Source organism: Aliidongia sp., assembly GCF_035943795.1.
Classification (GTDB): Bacteria; Pseudomonadota; Alphaproteobacteria; order ATCC43930; family CGMCC-115725; genus Aliidongia.
This window is the reverse complement of the sequence record NZ_DASZBY010000147.1, coordinates 72,600-88,900: the sequence shown is the minus strand read 5'-3', so window position 1 is coordinate 88,900 and position 16,301 is coordinate 72,600. Positions and strand designations below refer to the sequence as shown.

Sequence of the window (16,301 nt, the reverse complement as noted above, 5' to 3'; positions counted from 1 at the left end):
GTGGCTCTTCCTCATTCAATCGTTCGGACGCGGCAACGGGCAGCGCTCATGGGCCGCACCGTTGCGCCGGGAATCAGGCTTCGAGCAGGACGTCGGTCCAGACCTCGGACGGATCCGGTTCCGGGCTTTCCTGGGCGAACTCGGCCGCAGCGGTGACGAGGTCCTTGACCTCCTTGTCGATCGCCTTCAGCGCGTCTTCGTTGGTCAGGCCGCCGTCGATCAGGCGCTTGCGCACCAGATCGATCGGGTCGTGCTCGGTCCGCATCTTGGCCACTTCCTCTTTCGACCGGTACTTCGCCGGGTCGGACATGGAATGGCCGCGATAGCGGTAGGTCATCATTTCGAGGATGACCGGCCCCTTGCCGGCGCGGGCATGGGCGACGGCCTCTTCGGCGGCCTGATGGGTCGCCAGCACATCCATGCCGTCGACCTGGCGGCCGGGAATGCCGTAGGCGGCACCCCGCTCGAACAGGTCGGTCGAGGCCGAGGCGCGCTGCACCGAGGTGCCCATGCCATACTTGTTGTTCTCGATCACGTAGATCACCGGTAGCTTCCACAGCGCCGCCATGTTGAAGCTCTCGTAGACCTGGCCCTGGTTGATGGCGCCGTCGCCGCAATAGGTCACCGACACCCGGTCGCTGCCGCGGTAGCGGTTGGCGAAGGCGAGGCCGGTGCCGAGCGGCATCTGGGCGCCGACGATGCCGTGGCCGCCGTAGAAATGTTCCTTCTTGGAGAACATGTGCATCGAGCCGCCCTTGCCCCGCGAGTAGCCCCCGCTGCGGCCGGTCAGCTCTGCCATGACGCCCTTGGCATCCATGCCGCAAGCCAGCATATGGCCGTGATCGCGGTAGCTCGTGATGACGCTGTCGCCCATCGACAGGGCATTCTGCATGCCGACCACGACCGCTTCCTGGCCGATGTAGAGGTGACAGAACCCGCCGATCAGGCCCATGCCATACATCTGGCCGGCCTTTTCCTCGAAACGCCGGATCTGCAGCATTTCGCGATAATATTTCAGGAGCTGTTCGACCGAGGGGGTCTTGGCCGCGCCGGTGGCGGACTTCGTTCTACGCTTCAGGGCCATCTACTGCTCCACGCGCATCGACAGATGTGACACCAGGACCCACCCGCAGGTCCGTCCCGGCTCTAAGACCGACCTTAGTGCGGTGCGGTGAGAATGCCAATCGACTTCCGTTTAATTATTTGTTTTGCAACGCAAAATAACCCTTAACTCGTTTTTGGTTAAGTTACTGGAAAGTTGGAAAAAGACTTGTGAGCGTGGTTGCCATGACGCGCGGCCGACACATGAATTTCACATGGAATTCAGCAGGAATGCTACCCTGCCGGTCGAGGCGGGCCGGAGGGAACGGGTGCATCTTGCTTAAATGGTTCGTGATCGTCGTCAGCGCGCTCTATCTGCTCGCCTTGACGGCGCTCACCATCGGGCAGCGTCGTTTCCTCTATTTTCCGGCCGGCGTCCCGGTGCCCCCGGCCGAGGCCGGGCTCCCCCGGGGCCGGAGCGTCACGATCACGACGGTGGATGGCGAGCACCTGCTCGCCTGGTACGTTCCGCCCCGCGAGGGGCGCCCGCTGTTGCTGTACTTCCATGGCAATGGCGGATCTCTCGCCGGTCGGGCGCAACGATTCGGCGTACTGACCGCGACGGGCGACGGCTTGCTGGCGGTCGAGTACCGCGGTTATCCCGGGTCCAGCGGCACGGCCACCGAAGCCGGATTGCACCGGGATGCCGAGGCGGCATACCGATACGCCATCGGCCTCGACATTCCGCCGAGCCGGCTGGTGATCATGGGGGAGTCGCTCGGCACCAGGCTCGCGGTCGCGCTCGCGGCGCGCCATGCGTCGGCGGCCCTGGTGCTGGATTCGCCCTATTCATCGGTCGCCGATGTGGCGGCCGCCCAGTTCTGGATGTTTCCGGTGAGGCTCGTGCTGTGGGACCAGTTCAGGTCCGATCGCCGGATCGGCGAGGTCACGGTGCCGGTGCTGATGGTGCATGGCAGTGCCGACCAGGTCATTCCCCTGCCCTTCGCCGAGAAGCTTTACGCGCTTGCCCATGAGCCGAAGCGCTTCATCCGCGTGGACGGCGCCGGGCATCTCGCCATGGGGTCGGTATTGCCTCAGGTGCTCGACTGGATCGACCGGATCGTCCGCTGACTATTTCGGCTGGCCGTCGCTGTTGAGGATGACAACTTCGCCCGGACCGATCAGGTTGAGCGCAGCGCGCGCCTGCTCGTCGAGCAGGTCGGGGTCGAGATGTTCCGGATGCAGCAGCGCTACCCGATGCGCCGCCTCGGACCGTTCCTCGTGGACCTGAGCCTGCTGCAGCTTCGCCGCCCGGATCTGCTGGGTCAGGCGTACCCAGGCGATCAGGCCGCGATCGCCTTCCACCAGGTGATAGGCGAAATAGCAGGCCAGCGTGAGGCCGATCAGCGGTCCCACGATGCCATGCGCCTGCCGGCGGATATGTCGGCCTATTTCCATGCGGTCTAGAGAATCATGCCAGCACCGCGGCGGTCAACTGCGGCAATGGACAATCAAGCCAAAATCACGCCAAAGAGATCGCACGAATACTCATCCGATGGCACCGGCGCCGGATTTGGCGATTCCGGTCGCCGGAAAGCCCGCTTCGGAACCCGCAAAGCCGCGGATTCCGAAGCGCGACTCGGGCCTATCCGCGCAGGATGGAGCGACCCGCATAGCGTGCCGAATCGCCCAGAAGTTCTTCGATGCGAATAAGCTGGTTGTACTTGGCGAGACGGTCCGAACGGGACAGCGAGCCGGTCTTGATCTGTCCGCAATTGGTCGCGACCGCCAGATCGGCGATGGTCGCGTCCTCGGTCTCGCCCGAGCGGTGCGACATGACGGCGGTATAGCCGGCGCGCTGGGCGATCTGCACCGCTTCCAAGGTCTCGGACAAGGTGCCGATCTGGTTGACCTTGACCAGGATCGAGTTGGCCGTGCCACGGGCGATACCGTCGGACAGGCGCTTCGGGTTGGTCACGAACAGATCGTCGCCGACCAGCTGAACCTTCTTGCCGATGGCGCTGGTCAGGGCCGCCCAACCGTCCCAATCATCCTCGGCCATGCCGTCTTCGATCGACACGATGGGATAGCGCGCGGCCAGGTCTTCGAGATAGCGCACCATGCCGGCGCTATCGAGCTTCTTGCCTTCGCCTTCCAGGTTGTAGACGCCGCCCTTGAAGAACTCGGTAGAGGCGACGTCGAGCGCCAGCACGACATCGTCGCCCGGCGTGTAGCCGGCGCTCTCGATCGCCTTCATCAGGAAGCCCAGCGCCGCATCGGCCGAAGCGAGGTTCGGGGCGAAGCCGCCCTCGTCGCCGACGTTGGTGTTGTGGCCGGCCGCCTTCAACTGCTTCTTCAGCGCATGAAACACTTCGGCGCCGACGCGGATCGCGTCCGACATGGTTTCGGCACCGACCGGCAGGATCATGAATTCCTGGATGTCGATCGGATTGTCGGCATGGGCGCCGCCGTTGATCACGTTCATCAGCGGCACCGGCAAGGTGCGGGCATAGACGCCGCCCACGTAACGGAACAGCGGCATCGACACCTCGTCGGCCGAGGCCTTGGCGCAGGCGAGGCTGACGCCCAGGATGGCATTGGCGCCCAGGCGCGACTTGTTCGGCGTGCCGTCCAGGTCGATCAACAGCTGGTCGATGGCGACCTGGTCGTCGGCGTCGAGGCCGCCCAGTGCGTCGTAGATCTCGCCATTGACCGCGTCGACCGCGTTCTGCACGCCCTTGCCCTGGTAGCGCTCGGGATCGCCGTCGCGCAGCTCGACCGCCTCATGGGCACCGGTCGATGCACCCGACGGCACGGCGGCGCGGCCGACGCTGCCGCTTTCGAGCGTCACGTCGACCTCGACGGTCGGGTTGCCGCGGCTGTCGAGGATCTCGCGGGCATGGATGTCGAGGATGGCGGACATCAGTCGGACTCCTTCGGGAGAGAATTCTTCGTGAAACGGGAAAAGGCCGTCGAGCGGCCCTCAGTCGAAAGTCGGAATCGGATTGGCTTTCGCCAGCCGATCGAACGCGATCAAGGTTTCCAGCAGCGCCGGCATGGCACGCATCGGCACCATGTTCGGGCCGTCGGATGGGGCAGCATCGGGATCGGGATGGGTCTCCATGAACACGCCGGCGACACCGATCGCCAGTGCGGCCCGGGCCAGCACCGGCACGAAGCGCCGCTCGCCGCCGCTGGTCGCGCCCTGCCCGCCCGGCTGCTGCACCGAGTGGGTCGCGTCGAAGATCACGGGATAGCCCGTCTCCGCCATGATCGGCAGCGACCGCATGTCCGAGACGAGCGTGTTGTAGCCGAAGCTGGCGCCCCGCTCGCACAGCAGGATCTTGTGGTTCCCGGTGCTCGCGGCCTTCCTGGCGACGTTGGCCATGTCCCAGGGCGCCAGGAACTGCCCCTTCTTGATGTTGAGCGCGGCGCCGGTCTCGGCCGCGGCCAGGATCAGGTCGGTCTGGCGCGACAGGAACGCCGGGATCTGCAGCACGTCGACCGCCTCGGCCGTCGGCGCGCAATGATCGGGCAGATGCACGTCGGTGATGACGGCGCAGCCCAGGCTTTCCCGGATCTCGGCCAGGATCGGCAGCCCCTTTTCGAGCCCGATGCCCCGCTGGGAGTTGAGCGAGGTCCGGTTCGCCTTGTCGAACGAGGTCTTATAGATCAGGCCCAGGCCCAGTTTGTCCGTCATCTCGACCAGGGCGCGGGCCGTCTCCAGCGCGTGTTCGCGCGACTCGAGCTGACAAGGGCCGGCGATCAGGACGAAGGGACGGTCGTTGGCGAGGGTCAGCTTGCCGATCGCGACGGTGCGCGGCGTGACGGACGACATGGGTCGGCTCCCCTCTGGCTGCTTAGACGAGCCGCGACTGCTCGAGCGCCGCCCGGATGAAATCCGTGAACAGCGGATGCGGTTCGAACGGTTTGGATTTCAGTTCCGGATGGAACTGCACGCCGATGAACCAGGGATGGTTTGGAAGCTCCACGATCTCGGGCAGGACACCGTCCGGCGACATGCCGGAGAACTTCAGGCCGGCCGCCTCGAGCCGCTCCTTGTAGCGGATGTTCACTTCATAGCGATGACGGTGGCGTTCCGAGATCGCGACGGCGCCGTAAGCGTTCGAGACCCGGCTGCCGGGCGACAGCACGGCATCGTAGGCGCCGAGACGCATGGTGCCGCCCAGGTCGCCGTCGGCCGCGCGCTGCTCCAACTCGTTGCCGCGCGTCCATTCGGTCATCAATCCCACGACCGGCTCGTCCGACGGGCCGAACTCGGTCGAGCTCGCCTTGGGCAGGCCGGCCAGATTGCGCGCCGCCTCGATCACCGCCATCTGCATGCCGAAACAGATGCCGAAGAATGGCACGTTGCGTTCGCGGGCGAAGCGCACAGCCTGCACCTTGCCCTCGGTGCCGCGTTCGCCGAAGCCGCCCGGAACCAGGATGCCGTTGACCCCGGTCAGATGATGGACCGCGTCCTCCGACTCGAAGATCTCCGAATCGATCCAGCGCAGCTTGACCTGAACCCGGTTGGCAATGCCGCCATGGGTCAGCGCCTCGGCCAAGGACTTATAGGCGTCGAGCAGGTTGATGTACTTGCCGACGACCGCGATCGAGACTTCGCCCTCGGGCTTGCGGACCGTGCTCACGATCGACTGCCAGCGCTCGAGCTTCACCGGCGGCGACGGAATGCCGAAATAATTGCAGACGGCAGAATCGAAGCCTTCCTCGTGGTACGCGATCGGCACCTGGTAGATCGTGTCGACGTCCAACGCCTGGATCACCCGCTCTTCGCGGATGTTGCAGAACAGCGCGATCTTTTTGCGCTGGCCCAGCGGGATCTCGCGGTCGCAGCGGCACAGCAGCACGTCGGGCTGAATGCCCAGGCCCAGCAGTTCCTTGACCGAATGCTGGGTCGGCTTGGTCTTGAGCTCGCCCGCAGCCGGGATGTAGGGCACCAGGGTCAGATGCACGAACATCGTGTGGTCTTTGCCGAGATCGTTCGCCAGCTGGCGAATCGCCTCGAGGAACGGCAGGCTCTCGATGTCGCCGACCGTGCCGCCGATCTCGCACAGGACGAAATCCTCGTCCGTGATGTCGGCCTGGATGAATTCCTTGATGCTGTCGGTGATGTGCGGGATCACCTGGACGGTGGCGCCCAGATATTCGCCGCGCCGCTCGCGTCCGATGACCGTCGAATAGACCCGGCCCGTCGTCACGCTGTCGCTGCGCCGGGCCGATACGCCGGTGTAGCGCTCGTAATGGCCCAGGTCGAGGTCGGTCTCGGCGCCATCGTCCGTGACGAAGACTTCGCCGTGCTGGTACGGGCTCATCGTGCCCGGATCGACGTTAATATAGGGGTCGAGCTTACGCAGGCGGACCTTGAAGCCGCGCGCCTGGAGCAATGCTCCGAGGGCGGCCGAGGAAAGCCCCTTGCCGAGAGAAGAGACCACGCCGCCGGTAATGAAAATGAACCGCGTCATGGAGCATCACCCTACAACAACCAAACCAGCAAACCAGAGTAAACGTCACCGCCGCGGCGGTTTAATCATTTCGCCAGCGGAACGCTCGGCTGTTGCGGCTGCGCCGGTGCCGGCACTTCCTGGGTGGCCGGAACCTTCGGCAGGGTCGCCGGCGCGGTCGAGGCCGGAATCTGGTCGAGAATCGAACCGCCGCCCGAGTGCTGGTGAGCCGCCAGGATGGCGAGAACGACGCTCGTCACCATGAAGCAGCCGGCCAGGATCGCCGTCGTGCGTGTCAGCAAGTTGGCCGTCGACCGGCCGGTCATGAAACCCGACATGCCGCCACCGCCTCCGCCGCCGAGACCGAGGCCGCCGCCCTCGCTCTTCTGGATCAGCACGACGCCGATCAGCGAGATAGCCAAAAGCACGTGGACGACGAGAACGACGATCATCATGGCGAAAGACTTCGATCCTGTGTGCCGGGCCTCGACAAGTTTCGCCAAGGCCGGCCCGAAAAAGCCGAGCGGGCGGCGCCCCCGCCATTCGGCCGTTGGGAGCGTCGCCCGTGCATGGTGCTTATCTAGTAGCTTCGAGACGCGATAGCTAGTGCCCTCGACCCGTTCGGGGAATGTCCGGCGCGCATGCCTCGCCGGTCCAGCCCCACGTTTGGGTTCAGCGTGCCGGTGCCGCCTCGACGATCGCCCAGAACTCGTCGACCTTCAGGCTGGCGCCGCCGACGAGCGCCCCGTCCACGTCGGCGATGGCCAGGATCTCCCGGGCGTTCGACGGCTTGACCGACCCACCGTAAAGGATGCGCACATCGGCGCCGCCGGCGAGTTTCGACGCCAGCAACGCCCGGATATGGCGATGCATCGCGTCGATGTCGTCGAGGGTCGGAACCCGGCCGGTGCCGATCGCCCAGACCGGCTCATAGGCGACGACGAGGGTTTCGGCCGTGGCGCTTTCGGGGACGGAGCCCAACACCTGGCCACCGACGATGTCGAGCGCCCTGCCCGCGTCCCGCTCCGCCGCGGTCTCGCCGACGCAGACGATCGCGACCAGCCCCTGGGTCAACGCTGCGACCGTCTTGGCCTCGACCTGCGCATCGGTCTCCTGATGACCGGCGCGCCGTTCCGAATGGCCGGAAATGACCGCACGGCAGCCCAGGTCGCGCAGCATCGCGGCCGAGATATCGCCGGTGAAGGCACCGCCGGCCTCCGCGCTGCAATCCTGGCCACCCAGCCAGACCGGGCCGCCGGACAGGATCCCGCCGACGGCGCCGATCAGGGTGGCCGGTGGGCAGATCAGGATGTCGGCCGCGAGGGCCGTCCCCGCCGCCCGCGCCGCCACCGCGCCGGCCAGCGCCATGCCGTCGGCCTTGAGCCCGTTCATCTTCCAATTGGCCGCGATCAGCGGCCGGCGTCCCGAATTCATTGCTTCTCCACTTGGTTCGAGCCGTTTCTGGTTCTTCTTGCGGGCGGGGCCCCTCCCGGCGTCATTTTCCGAGTTGCCGGGCCCGCTTCGGGCGCTTTATGGTCCGGCACCTTCCATCGGGTGCAGCGACGCGCCTTTGGGCGCACCATAACGGTTCAATCTCCAATGCTTCAATTCATCCGCTCCAAGGCCGGGACTTTCATCGTCAAAGTCCTGTTCGTGCTTCTCATCCTGAGCTTCGGCATCTGGGGCATTGGCGACTTCCTGCGTTCCACCCCGCAGGACGCGACCGTCGCCACGGTCGGCGGCCACAAGATCACCGGCGACGTCGTGCAGCAGAGCGTGCGCCAACAGGTCGAACGCATGCGCCAACAGTTCGGCGGCAATTTCGACATGCAACAGGCCAAGGCGTTCGGCATCATCGACCAGGCGGTCGATGGCCTGGTGAGCCAGACGGTACTGGACCAGGAGGCCCAGCGGCTGAATCTGGTGGTCGGCGACAAGGAAGTGGCGCTGTTGATCCAGAACGAGCCGGCATTCAAGAATGCGCAGGGCCAGTTCGATCGCGGCTCCTTCATCATGCGCCTGGGCCAGGCCGGCTACACCGAGAAGCGCTACGTCGACCTGCTGCGCGGCGAGCAGCCGCGGGTGGACCTCGCGACCGTCGCCGGCGGTACGGTCACCGCACCGAAGGCGCTTGCCGACCTGCTCTACCGTCTGCGCGGTGAAAAGCGCGTGGCCGACTGGGTGTTCCTGCCCACGAATGCGATCAAGGACGTGCCGGCACCGGACGACGCCGCGCTGAAGGCCTATTACGACAAGCATCCGGACGCCTTCACGGCACCGGAATATCGCGGTTTCACCACGCTGGCGCTCACGACCAAGGATGTCGCGGCCGACGTCAAGATTGACGACGCGCAGCTGAAAGAGGCCTACGCCCAGCGCCAGGACGAATTCGTCAAACCGGAGAAGCGTCACCTGCTGCAGATGATCCTGCCGGACCAGAAAGCGGCCGACGATGCCGAAGCGCAGCTGGCTCAGGGCAAGGATTTCGTCAAGCTGGCCCAAGACCTGACCAAGGCGGACCCGGCCGCGGTGGATCTGGGTTCGGTCACGGCGAAGGACCTGCCGGCCGAACTCGCGACCCCGGTGTTCGCCGCCCAGGATGGCGCGGTGGTGAAGCCGATCCAGACCGCGTTCGGCTGGCACGTGCTGAAGGTGACCGGCATCGAGGCGGCCGGCGGCCGGAGCTTCGACGAGGTCAAGCCGCAGCTCGAGGCCGACGCCCGCAAGGACGCGGAATCGGACGCGCTCTACACGTTGTCGACCAAGGTCGAGGACGCCGTTTCCGCCGGCGCCGACCTGGCGACGATCGCCCAGCAGTTCAAGCTGACCCCGCTCACGGTCACGGCCGCCGATGCCGGCGGGCTCGATCCGGACGGCAAGCCGATCGCCGATTTCGCCATCGCCGCCGATGCCCTGATGAAGACCGTCTTCGCCACTCCCCAGGGACAGACGAGCGGGCTGGAACAGGTCCCGAACGGATCGTACTATCTGGTTCGGACCGAGAGCATCACCGCGCCCGCGCTGAAGCCGCTCGATGCGGTCAAGGACCAGGTCAGGACCGCCTGGACCGACGAGCAGCGTGCCGCCAAGGTCGCCGAGCAGGCGAAGGCATTGGCCGACCAGGTGAAGCCGGACCAGCCGCTGACCAAGCTGGCGGCCGCCCAGAAACTGCAGGTATCGACGACCAAGCCGTTCATCCGCACCGTCGCCGGCAACCAGGCCGGCGTGCCGCCCGCCGTCGTCGCCAAGCTGTTCGACTTGCAACCCGGCGGCGTCGCCAGCGCCGCCGCACCCGACGGCCAGTTCGTGGCCCAGCTGAAGGAAATCCAGCCCGCCGACCTCACGGCCGACAAGGACAAGGTGGCGACCCTGGGCGGGCAACTGGCCCAGCAGGTGGGCGACGACATGCTGAGCGAGTTCGACCAGGCCCTGCGCAAGGTCCATCCTGTCCAGATCTACCGCGACCGGATCGCCAACCTCTTTTAAAGGAGCGGCCCCGATGCAGACGCTGCCCGATTACGCCGGCTTTGCCGAGCCCCATGGACGCGGCGAGGCCGTCCTGGTTTGGACGACCCTGGTCGCCGACCTGGAAACGCCGGTTTCGGCGCTGATGAAGCTGGCCGACGGTCGGCCGAACAGCTTTCTGTTCGAGTCGGTCGAGGGGGGCGCCGTCCGCGGCCGCTATTCCTTCATCGGCCTGAAGCCCGACCTGATCTGGCGCTGCCGCGGCGAGCAGGTCGAGATCAACCGCCAGGCGCGGATCGATGCCGACGCGTTCGAGCCCTCGCCGGACCATCCGCTGGCGTCGGTGCGCAAGCTGATCGCCGAGAGCCGGGTCGACATCCCCGCCCCGCTGCCGCCGATGGCGAGCGGCCTGTTCGGCTACCTGGGCTATGCCATGATCGGCCGGGTCGAACGCCTGCCCGATACCAACCCCGATACCTTGGGCGTGCCCGACGGGCTGCTGATCCGCCCGACCGTGGTCGCGATCTTCGACAACATCGCCGACCGCGTGACGGTGGTGACGCCGGTCTGGCCCAGCGAAGGCGCCGATCCGAAGCTCGCCTATGCCCATGCGCGCGAGCGCCTCGCCGATGTCGTCGCCGATTTCGGCCGCTCGCTGCCCTACCGGGCCGAGCGCGAAGCGGATGTGGAAACGCCGGAACCGACGACCAACGTCACGCGGGCCGAGTATCACGGCATGGTCGAGCGGGCGAAGGAATACATCCGCGCCGGCGACATCTTCCAGGTCGTGCCGTCCCAGCGCTTCACGGTACCGTTCCGCCTGCCGCCGCTGGCGTTCTACCGGGCGCTGCGGCGCCTCAATCCCTCGCCGTTCCTGTTCTTCCTCGATTTCGGCGATTTCAGCGTCGTGGGCTCGAGCCCGGAGATCCTGGTTCGGCTGCGCGACGACAAGGTGACGATCCGCCCGATCGCCGGCACCCGGCGCCGCGGCGTGGACGCGGCCGAGGATGCCGCCCTCGCCGCCGACCTGCTGGCCGATCCAAAGGAACTGGCAGAGCATCTGATGCTGCTCGACCTCGCCCGCAACGATGTCGGCCGGGTCGCGAAGATCGGCACGGTCAAGGTCGTCGAGCAGATGATCGTCGAGCGCTACAGCCACGTCATGCACATCTGCTCGACGGTCGAGGGCCAGTTGGACCCGGCCCGTGGCGACATGCTCGACGCGCTGATGGCGGGCTTCCCCGCCGGCACGGTCTCGGGCGCTCCCAAGGTGCGCGCGATGGAAATCATCGACGAGCTGGAGCCGGAGCGCCGCAACATCTACGGCGGCGCCATCGGCTATTTCGGCGGCTCCGGTGCGATGGACACCTGCATCGCGCTACGCACCGCGGTCCTCAAGGACGGCAAGCTCGTCATCCAGGCCGGCGGCGGCGTCGTCGCCGACAGCGACCCGGAATCCGAATATCAGGAATCGGTCAACAAATCCAAGGCCCTGGTGCGCGCTGCCGAAGAAGCCGTCCGCTTCGCCGCGGGGCGATGACGGCCTGAATTTCGCCACATCCACCTGCTCGAATCGGAAGCGCTGGCGGTCCTATCCGGGGACCGCCTCCTTCCCCCGGAAAGTCTTCCCGTCATGGCCAGTCTGATCGTGAACGGCGGTCGCCCGCTCAGCGGGAGGATCGTCCCTTCGGCGAACAAGAACGCCGTATTGCCGATTCTCTGCGCGACGCTGCTCACTCGCGAAACGATCCGGCTCAACGGCGTGCCCGACATCACCGACGTCAACAAAATCCTGGAGACCTTTCGGGAGCTGGGCAGCGAGGTGGAGGCAGATCTCGCAAACGGACTGGTCGTCATCCGCCACCGCGACACGGTGTTCGATGCCAGGCTGCATCGGCTGCCGGAGCAGATGCGGTCCTCGATCATGCTGGTGCCGCCGCTCCTCACCCGTTTCGGCGTTGCGCGTATCGAGGATGATGTGAAGGGTTGCACGCTCGGCGTGCGCGAGATCGATCCCCATGTGGAGGTTCTGGCCCGGTTCGGCGCCGTCGTCGAGCGGACCGAGAACTCGCTCGTCATCCGCGCCCATCGCCCGCTCCAGGCAACAAACCACTGGCTCGACTATGCCTCGGTCACGACGACCGAGAATTTCGTGCTCTGTGCGGCAACGGCCGAGGGTACGTCGATGCTGACCAACGCCGCCTCGGAACCGCACGTTCAGGAATTCTGCCGGTTCATGACGATGCTCGGTGCCCGGATCGAAGGCATCGGCACGTCGCAACTCACCATCCGCGGCGTCGGGTCCTTGGGCGGCGGCGACTTCACCTTCGCCGAGGATTTCCACGAGATCGCGACCTTCCTGGCGCTGGGCGGCATCACCGGTGGCAAGATCGCAGTCAGGAATTCCCACCCCGAGCAGTTCCCGCTGATCGACCGGACTTTCGCCAAGTTCGGCATCACCGTCATTCACGAGGACGGGTGGTCGCGTGCCGAGACGGACGGCTCTCTGAGGGTGCTTCGGCCCTTTACCCAGAACATGCTGACCAAGGTCGAGGCGGCCCCTTGGCCTTATCTGCCGGTCGATCTGTTGCCGATCTTCATCGCGCTCGGCGTCAAGGCCGAGGGCAGTGTCATGTTCTGGAACAAAGTCTATGACGGCGCGCTCGGCTGGTCGGTCGAACTGTCGAAGTTCGGGGCGCACACCTTCCTGTCGGACCCGCACCGGCTCATCACTTTCGGCGGCCATCCGCTGATCCCGGCCGAAGTCGAGAGTCCCTATATCATCCGCGTCTCGATCGCCCTCTTGATGCTGGCGGCCAGTATCGACGGCCGCTCGGTCATCAAGAACGCGACGCCGATCCGCCGCGCCCACCCGCGCTTCGCCGAGAATCTGCGCTCGCTCGGCGCCGACGTCGAATGGACCACCGGCGACTGAGCTAGAGGATCTTGCGGTACTGCACGAAGCCCGACGGGTCGGCGATCCGGTCGTAGAGCTTCATGGCGTCGAGGTTGGTCTCGTGCGTCAGCCAATGGACGCGCGAGCAGCCGATGGAACGGGCATGGGCATAGACATGCTCGATGAGCGCACGGCCGACGCCACCGCCGCGCAGACTCTCCGAAACATACAGGTCCTGCAGATAGACATAGTCGCCGACCGTCCAGCATGACCGGTGCTGGATATGATGGACCAGGCCGACCGCGACACCGTCGCGGAACGCCAGCGCGCCCTTCATCGGCTCGGCCGGATCGAGCAGCCGGGCCCAGGTCACGGCGCGGATCTCGTCGGCGATCGTCGTCTCGTAGAAGGTGAGATAACCTCGCCACAACTCGTCCCAGCGATCATGGTCGCCGGGCTCCAGCGGTCGGACGATCGGTTCGGCGGTAGCACTCATCGGTCGGATCTCCGGTGAAAGGCGAACCTATCGATACCGCGCCCGACCGGCCCACAGCAGCACCAGTGCGCCGATGCCGTCGGGGCCACTTGAGCCTTACCCGCCGGTCTTCGCGACATGGGCCGCCTGGGCCTGCTCGCGCGCCACGATCGCACTGACGGGAACCAGGCGGAAACCCTTGGCCGCAACGGTTGGCAGCCACTGCCGCAATTCGGCGATGGTCGCGTCGTGGGGATGGCCGATCGCGATGGCGACGCCGTTCTTGCGCGCGACGGCCTCGCTCTGGGCCAATTCGCGCGCGACCTCGGGATCGGTCATGAAATTATCGAGGAAGACGTCACGCCCGACGCTCGGCACGCCCATCTGGCGCGCGGTGGCGAGCCCGACCGAATGGGGTGTCGTGCGCGAATCCAGAAAAAACAGGCCGCGCTCGCGCAATTGCTCGAGCACGATCGTCATGCCCGGCTGCGACTCGGTGAATTTGCTGCCCATGTGGTTGTTGACGCCGACGATCCCATCGATGCGCCCGAGGCCCCAGGCCACGCGCCGCTTCAGCTCCTCGTCGTCGAGGCCGGTCACGAGCGCGTTCGGGCCCGGGTCGACGTGGCGCGCCTGCGGCTCCATCGGCATGTGCAGCATGATCTCGTCGCCGTGGGCCCGTCCCGTCGCCGTCTGTTTCGCCAGATCCTCGGCATAGGTCATGAACGACAAGGTCAGAGGGCCCGGAAGGGTCATCACCTCGGCCGAGCGTTTGCGGTCGAGTCCCATGTCGTCGATCACGATCGCGATCATCGGCTGCGCGCCGGGCGGACCGGACGGTTGCGCATTCTGCTTCCAGGCCGGCTCGCCATGGAGCGCCGGCACGACCGGAGCCACCGGCACCGTCGCGGCCTTCGGCGGTTGCGGCGGCAGCGAGGCGACCTGGGGAGCGGCCGGCACCGCAGCTTCGGGATTGTCCTCTGACGTCCTCGTCTCGGCGGGCTTGTCGGCCGTCGCCTGCTCGATCAGAGGCGCCAGGGCATCCGCGCCCTTGCGCCGGTCGGGCTGAGGCAGCGGCGTCTCGACCGGATGCGGCAGCGACGCGCTCTTCACCTCGGGCCGCGGTGGCGCGAGCGTCTCCGGCGGCAGCAGGATGAGGGCCAACAGGACGGCGGCAACGACCAGGGCCGCGGCCGATGCCCAAAGCTGCCACCGCCGTTTGCTCTTGCCCGCCATCCCGACCCACCCCGCGTTAACCTTGTTCGGGACGTTGTAGCCGGTTCGTCCGGGCGCGTCAGCCGCTTACTCGTTCGCCCGGATCGTCAGACCCAGCAATGCCGCGGCCTCCGGCGGCGGTAGAGATTCCAGGCCGGCCAGCGTGGCGAACGGAATCGGCTGGGCCGGCGCCAGTTCCACGGTCAGCTGCTTGGGCTGCTTGAAGAAGGCCGCGAGTGCCTCCCCGGCCGGCCCGAAACTGGGTCCAAGCTCGGCCGCCTGCTGCTGCGCCAGCTGGATCAGCTGATTGCGCGCCTGCTCCGGATCGCCGCCCTGGGCCATCAGCTTCAGGACGCGGTCGGCCAGCGAGGCATCGCGATAATGCAGCGCCGCCTTGGTCAGCTTGGCGGCGAGCGGGCTGCCGCCCAGCGGCTCGTCGCTGACCTCGGCCGTGAGGTCGAGCGAGCCCAGTTCGTCGATCTTGACGAACGTGTCATGGATGCTGGCATGGCCGCTCGCTACGTCCCGGTTGAGCGCGAAGCCCGCACCCACGGTCAGATGATCGACGCCGATCTGGTCCCAGACCGCGGCGACCGACGGCTCCGTGATCCGGCTGCGATCGAGACCCAGGCCCTTCAGCACGAAGGTCGCGGAGACCGGCTCGCCCTGGGCGATCACGATGTCGGAGAGCGAGAAGCCTTCCATCGGCACCACGCCGCCTTCCGGCGTCTGGACCGAGAAGTCGGCATAATCGATCCGCTTGATCGACAATCCGTCGAGCAGCCCCCGCGAGAATTCCGTGGCATCGAGCAGCCTGGTCGCCAGTTGCCGGACATCGAAGCCGCTGAAGCCGAAGCGGCCGACCTTGACCGAACTGTTGGACGGCCCGCTGAACGACAGCCGTTCGCCCGACATGTCCTGCCAGATGCCCCGATCCAGCCCGGTCACGCTCGCCTGGGGCAGTTCATAGGAAAACGGCAGCTCCGGCACGGTGTCGCTCGCCGGGATCCGGCCGGTGGCGCGCATGTTGGTCGCCGCCTGGCGGTCGCAGCCGATGCCCAGGATCAAGGCCGCCTCGAACCGGGCGAGCTTCAGCAGGGTTTCCGGCGACGGCTGTGCGCCGGCGTGGCTCGCATCGACGACGTCGGACAGGCTCGGCAGGCCCGGGTGCAGCAAGGCACCGGGATAGAGCCTGATGCCGTCGAGCCGCTGGCTATCGACATCGATGGTCTGCAGCGCGTTCGTGACGTGAATGCCCTCGATCACGATACTGTCGGCGACGGGCAGGACCTTGTCGAGCGGCCAGGATGCCGGATTGGCCACTGCCTCGTTCCAGCGGTCCGCCAGCGCCAGGTTCGGGCGCACCAGTTCGACCAGCGCGACGGTGCCGTCGAACGGACCGGAACCGAGCGCCAGATGGGTTTCGATGCCGCCGATCTCGGCCTTGCCGCTCAACAGGGAATAAGTCGCTGTCTTGTAGGTCACGACGTAGCCCGAGGGCAGGCGCTGCAGGGACTGGTCGAGCGCCGCGCGCAGGCGGGCGTTCGAGTAGGCGCTGGCGCCCCAATAACCGCCGCCGACCAGCACCAGCACGACGAGAACCACGAGCCCGATCCGACGCATGAGACCTCCAACCGAGGATTGTTTCCGGGATCGCGACGCTACACGCAGATCGGCGCGCGGGCGAGCCCCGACCTTTCGAGTGCCGGTTCGCGGTGCTATATGAGGGGTTCCGCTGGCTCGC

14 protein-coding genes are annotated in these 16,301 nt (G+C 66.4%); 4 read left to right on the top strand and 10 right to left on the bottom strand.

Annotated features, from left to right (window positions below):
• Nucleotides 1-73: 73 nt before the first annotated feature.
• Nucleotides 74-1,084: a pyruvate dehydrogenase (acetyl-transferring) E1 component subunit alpha gene (gene pdhA, locus VGV37_RS28655; protein ID WP_326883268.1), complete on the bottom strand. Its 1,011-nt coding sequence runs from the start codon at nucleotides 1,082-1,084 to the stop codon at nucleotides 74-76.
• Between the two features lie 293 nt (nucleotides 1,085-1,377).
• Between pdhA and VGV37_RS28650 the strand changes: the two genes are divergently transcribed.
• The gene (locus tag VGV37_RS28650) at nucleotides 1,378-2,172 is read left to right on the top strand and encodes an alpha/beta hydrolase (protein ID WP_326883267.1); all 795 of its coding nucleotides are present in this window, start codon (nucleotides 1,378-1,380) and stop codon (nucleotides 2,170-2,172) included.
• On the opposite strand, the gene VGV37_RS28645 is transcribed toward VGV37_RS28650, so the two are convergent.
• The 6 genes from VGV37_RS28645 to tpiA form a co-directional block, all read right to left on the bottom strand.
• Nucleotides 2,173-2,499, bottom strand: a complete 327-nt coding sequence (locus tag VGV37_RS28645) for an FtsB family cell division protein (protein ID WP_326883266.1) — start codon at nucleotides 2,497-2,499, stop codon at nucleotides 2,173-2,175.
• Between the two features lie 187 nt (nucleotides 2,500-2,686).
• Nucleotides 2,687-3,964: a phosphopyruvate hydratase gene (eno, locus tag VGV37_RS28640; RefSeq protein WP_326883265.1), complete on the bottom strand. Its 1,278-nt coding sequence runs from the start codon at nucleotides 3,962-3,964 to the stop codon at nucleotides 2,687-2,689.
• 60 nt (nucleotides 3,965-4,024) lie between these two features.
• Nucleotides 4,025-4,879 carry a 3-deoxy-8-phosphooctulonate synthase gene (gene kdsA, locus VGV37_RS28635; RefSeq protein ID WP_326883264.1) on the bottom strand — a complete coding sequence of 285 codons (855 nt, stop codon included), beginning with the start codon at nucleotides 4,877-4,879 and terminating at the stop codon, nucleotides 4,025-4,027.
• A gap of 22 nt (nucleotides 4,880-4,901) precedes the next feature.
• Nucleotides 4,902-6,527 carry a CTP synthase gene (locus VGV37_RS28630; protein ID WP_326883263.1) on the bottom strand — a complete coding sequence of 542 codons (1,626 nt, stop codon included), beginning with the start codon at nucleotides 6,525-6,527 and terminating at the stop codon, nucleotides 4,902-4,904.
• Nucleotides 6,528-6,592: 65 nt separating this feature from the next.
• A complete protein-coding gene (gene secG, locus VGV37_RS28625) occupies nucleotides 6,593-6,961 on the bottom strand; it encodes a preprotein translocase subunit SecG (RefSeq protein ID WP_326883262.1) in 369 nt (122 codons plus the stop codon).
• 217 nt (nucleotides 6,962-7,178) lie between these two features.
• Nucleotides 7,179-7,940: a triose-phosphate isomerase gene (tpiA, locus tag VGV37_RS28620; RefSeq protein ID WP_326883261.1), complete on the bottom strand. Its 762-nt coding sequence runs from the start codon at nucleotides 7,938-7,940 to the stop codon at nucleotides 7,179-7,181.
• 165 nt (nucleotides 7,941-8,105) lie between these two features.
• On the opposite strand from tpiA, the gene VGV37_RS28615 reads away from it, so the two are divergent.
• The 3 genes from VGV37_RS28615 (at nucleotide 8,106) to VGV37_RS28605 (ending at nucleotide 12,906) form a co-directional block, all read left to right on the top strand.
• Entirely contained in the window at nucleotides 8,106-9,992 is a 1,887-nt protein-coding gene (locus VGV37_RS28615) for a peptidylprolyl isomerase (protein ID WP_326883260.1), read from the top strand.
• 13 nt (nucleotides 9,993-10,005) lie between these two features.
• On the top strand, nucleotides 10,006-11,511 hold the full coding sequence (gene trpE / locus VGV37_RS28610; protein WP_326883259.1) for an anthranilate synthase component I: 1,506 nt from the start codon (nucleotides 10,006-10,008) through the stop codon (nucleotides 11,509-11,511).
• Nucleotides 11,512-11,604: 93 nt separating this feature from the next.
• Entirely contained in the window at nucleotides 11,605-12,906 is a 1,302-nt protein-coding gene (locus VGV37_RS28605; protein WP_326883258.1) for a UDP-N-acetylglucosamine 1-carboxyvinyltransferase, read from the top strand.
• Nucleotide 12,907: 1 nt separating this feature from the next.
• On the opposite strand, the gene VGV37_RS28600 is transcribed toward VGV37_RS28605, so the two are convergent.
• The 3 genes from VGV37_RS28600 to VGV37_RS28590 all read right to left on the bottom strand — a co-directional run bounded on the left by VGV37_RS28600 (nucleotide 12,908) and on the right by VGV37_RS28590 (nucleotide 16,180).
• Nucleotides 12,908-13,363 (bottom strand): GNAT family N-acetyltransferase, encoded by a 456-nt coding sequence (locus VGV37_RS28600; RefSeq protein ID WP_326883257.1) that lies wholly within the window; start codon nucleotides 13,361-13,363, stop codon nucleotides 12,908-12,910.
• Nucleotides 13,364-13,459: 96 nt separating this feature from the next.
• Nucleotides 13,460-14,578, bottom strand: a complete 1,119-nt coding sequence (locus VGV37_RS28595) for a divergent polysaccharide deacetylase family protein (RefSeq protein ID WP_326883256.1) — start codon at nucleotides 14,576-14,578, stop codon at nucleotides 13,460-13,462.
• Between the two features lie 66 nt (nucleotides 14,579-14,644).
• Nucleotides 14,645-16,180: a hypothetical protein gene (locus VGV37_RS28590; protein WP_326883255.1), complete on the bottom strand. Its 1,536-nt coding sequence runs from the start codon at nucleotides 16,178-16,180 to the stop codon at nucleotides 14,645-14,647.
• Nucleotides 16,181-16,301 lie beyond the last annotated feature (121 nt).

Excerpts from the sequence above, each read along its gene's own strand:
- VGV37_RS28590 (WP_326883255.1), bottom strand. The coding sequence starts at position 16,180 with ATGCGTCGGATCGGGCTCGTGGTTCTCGTCGTGCTGGTGCTGGTCGGC.
- pdhA (WP_326883268.1), bottom strand. The coding sequence starts at position 1,084 with ATGGCCCTGAAGCGTAGAACGAAGTCCGCCACCGGCGCGGCCAAGACC.
- eno (WP_326883265.1), bottom strand. The coding sequence starts at position 3,964 with ATGTCCGCCATCCTCGACATCCATGCCCGCGAGATCCTCGACAGCCGC.
- VGV37_RS28630 (WP_326883263.1), bottom strand. The coding sequence starts at position 6,527 with ATGACGCGGTTCATTTTCATTACCGGCGGCGTGGTCTCTTCTCTCGGC.
- VGV37_RS28605 (WP_326883258.1), top strand. The coding sequence starts at position 11,605 with ATGGCCAGTCTGATCGTGAACGGCGGTCGCCCGCTCAGCGGGAGGATC.
- VGV37_RS28595 (WP_326883256.1), bottom strand. The coding sequence starts at position 14,578 with ATGGCGGGCAAGAGCAAACGGCGGTGGCAGCTTTGGGCATCGGCCGCG.
- VGV37_RS28600 (WP_326883257.1), bottom strand. The coding sequence starts at position 13,363 with ATGAGTGCTACCGCCGAACCGATCGTCCGACCGCTGGAGCCCGGCGAC.
- secG (WP_326883262.1), bottom strand. The coding sequence starts at position 6,961 with ATGATGATCGTCGTTCTCGTCGTCCACGTGCTTTTGGCTATCTCGCTG.
- tpiA (WP_326883261.1), bottom strand. The coding sequence starts at position 7,940 with ATGAATTCGGGACGCCGGCCGCTGATCGCGGCCAATTGGAAGATGAAC.
- trpE (WP_326883259.1), top strand. The coding sequence starts at position 10,006 with ATGCAGACGCTGCCCGATTACGCCGGCTTTGCCGAGCCCCATGGACGC.
- kdsA (WP_326883264.1), bottom strand. The coding sequence starts at position 4,879 with ATGTCGTCCGTCACGCCGCGCACCGTCGCGATCGGCAAGCTGACCCTC.
- VGV37_RS28645 (WP_326883266.1), bottom strand. The coding sequence starts at position 2,499 with ATGGAAATAGGCCGACATATCCGCCGGCAGGCGCATGGCATCGTGGGA.
- VGV37_RS28615 (WP_326883260.1), top strand. The coding sequence starts at position 8,106 with ATGCTTCAATTCATCCGCTCCAAGGCCGGGACTTTCATCGTCAAAGTC.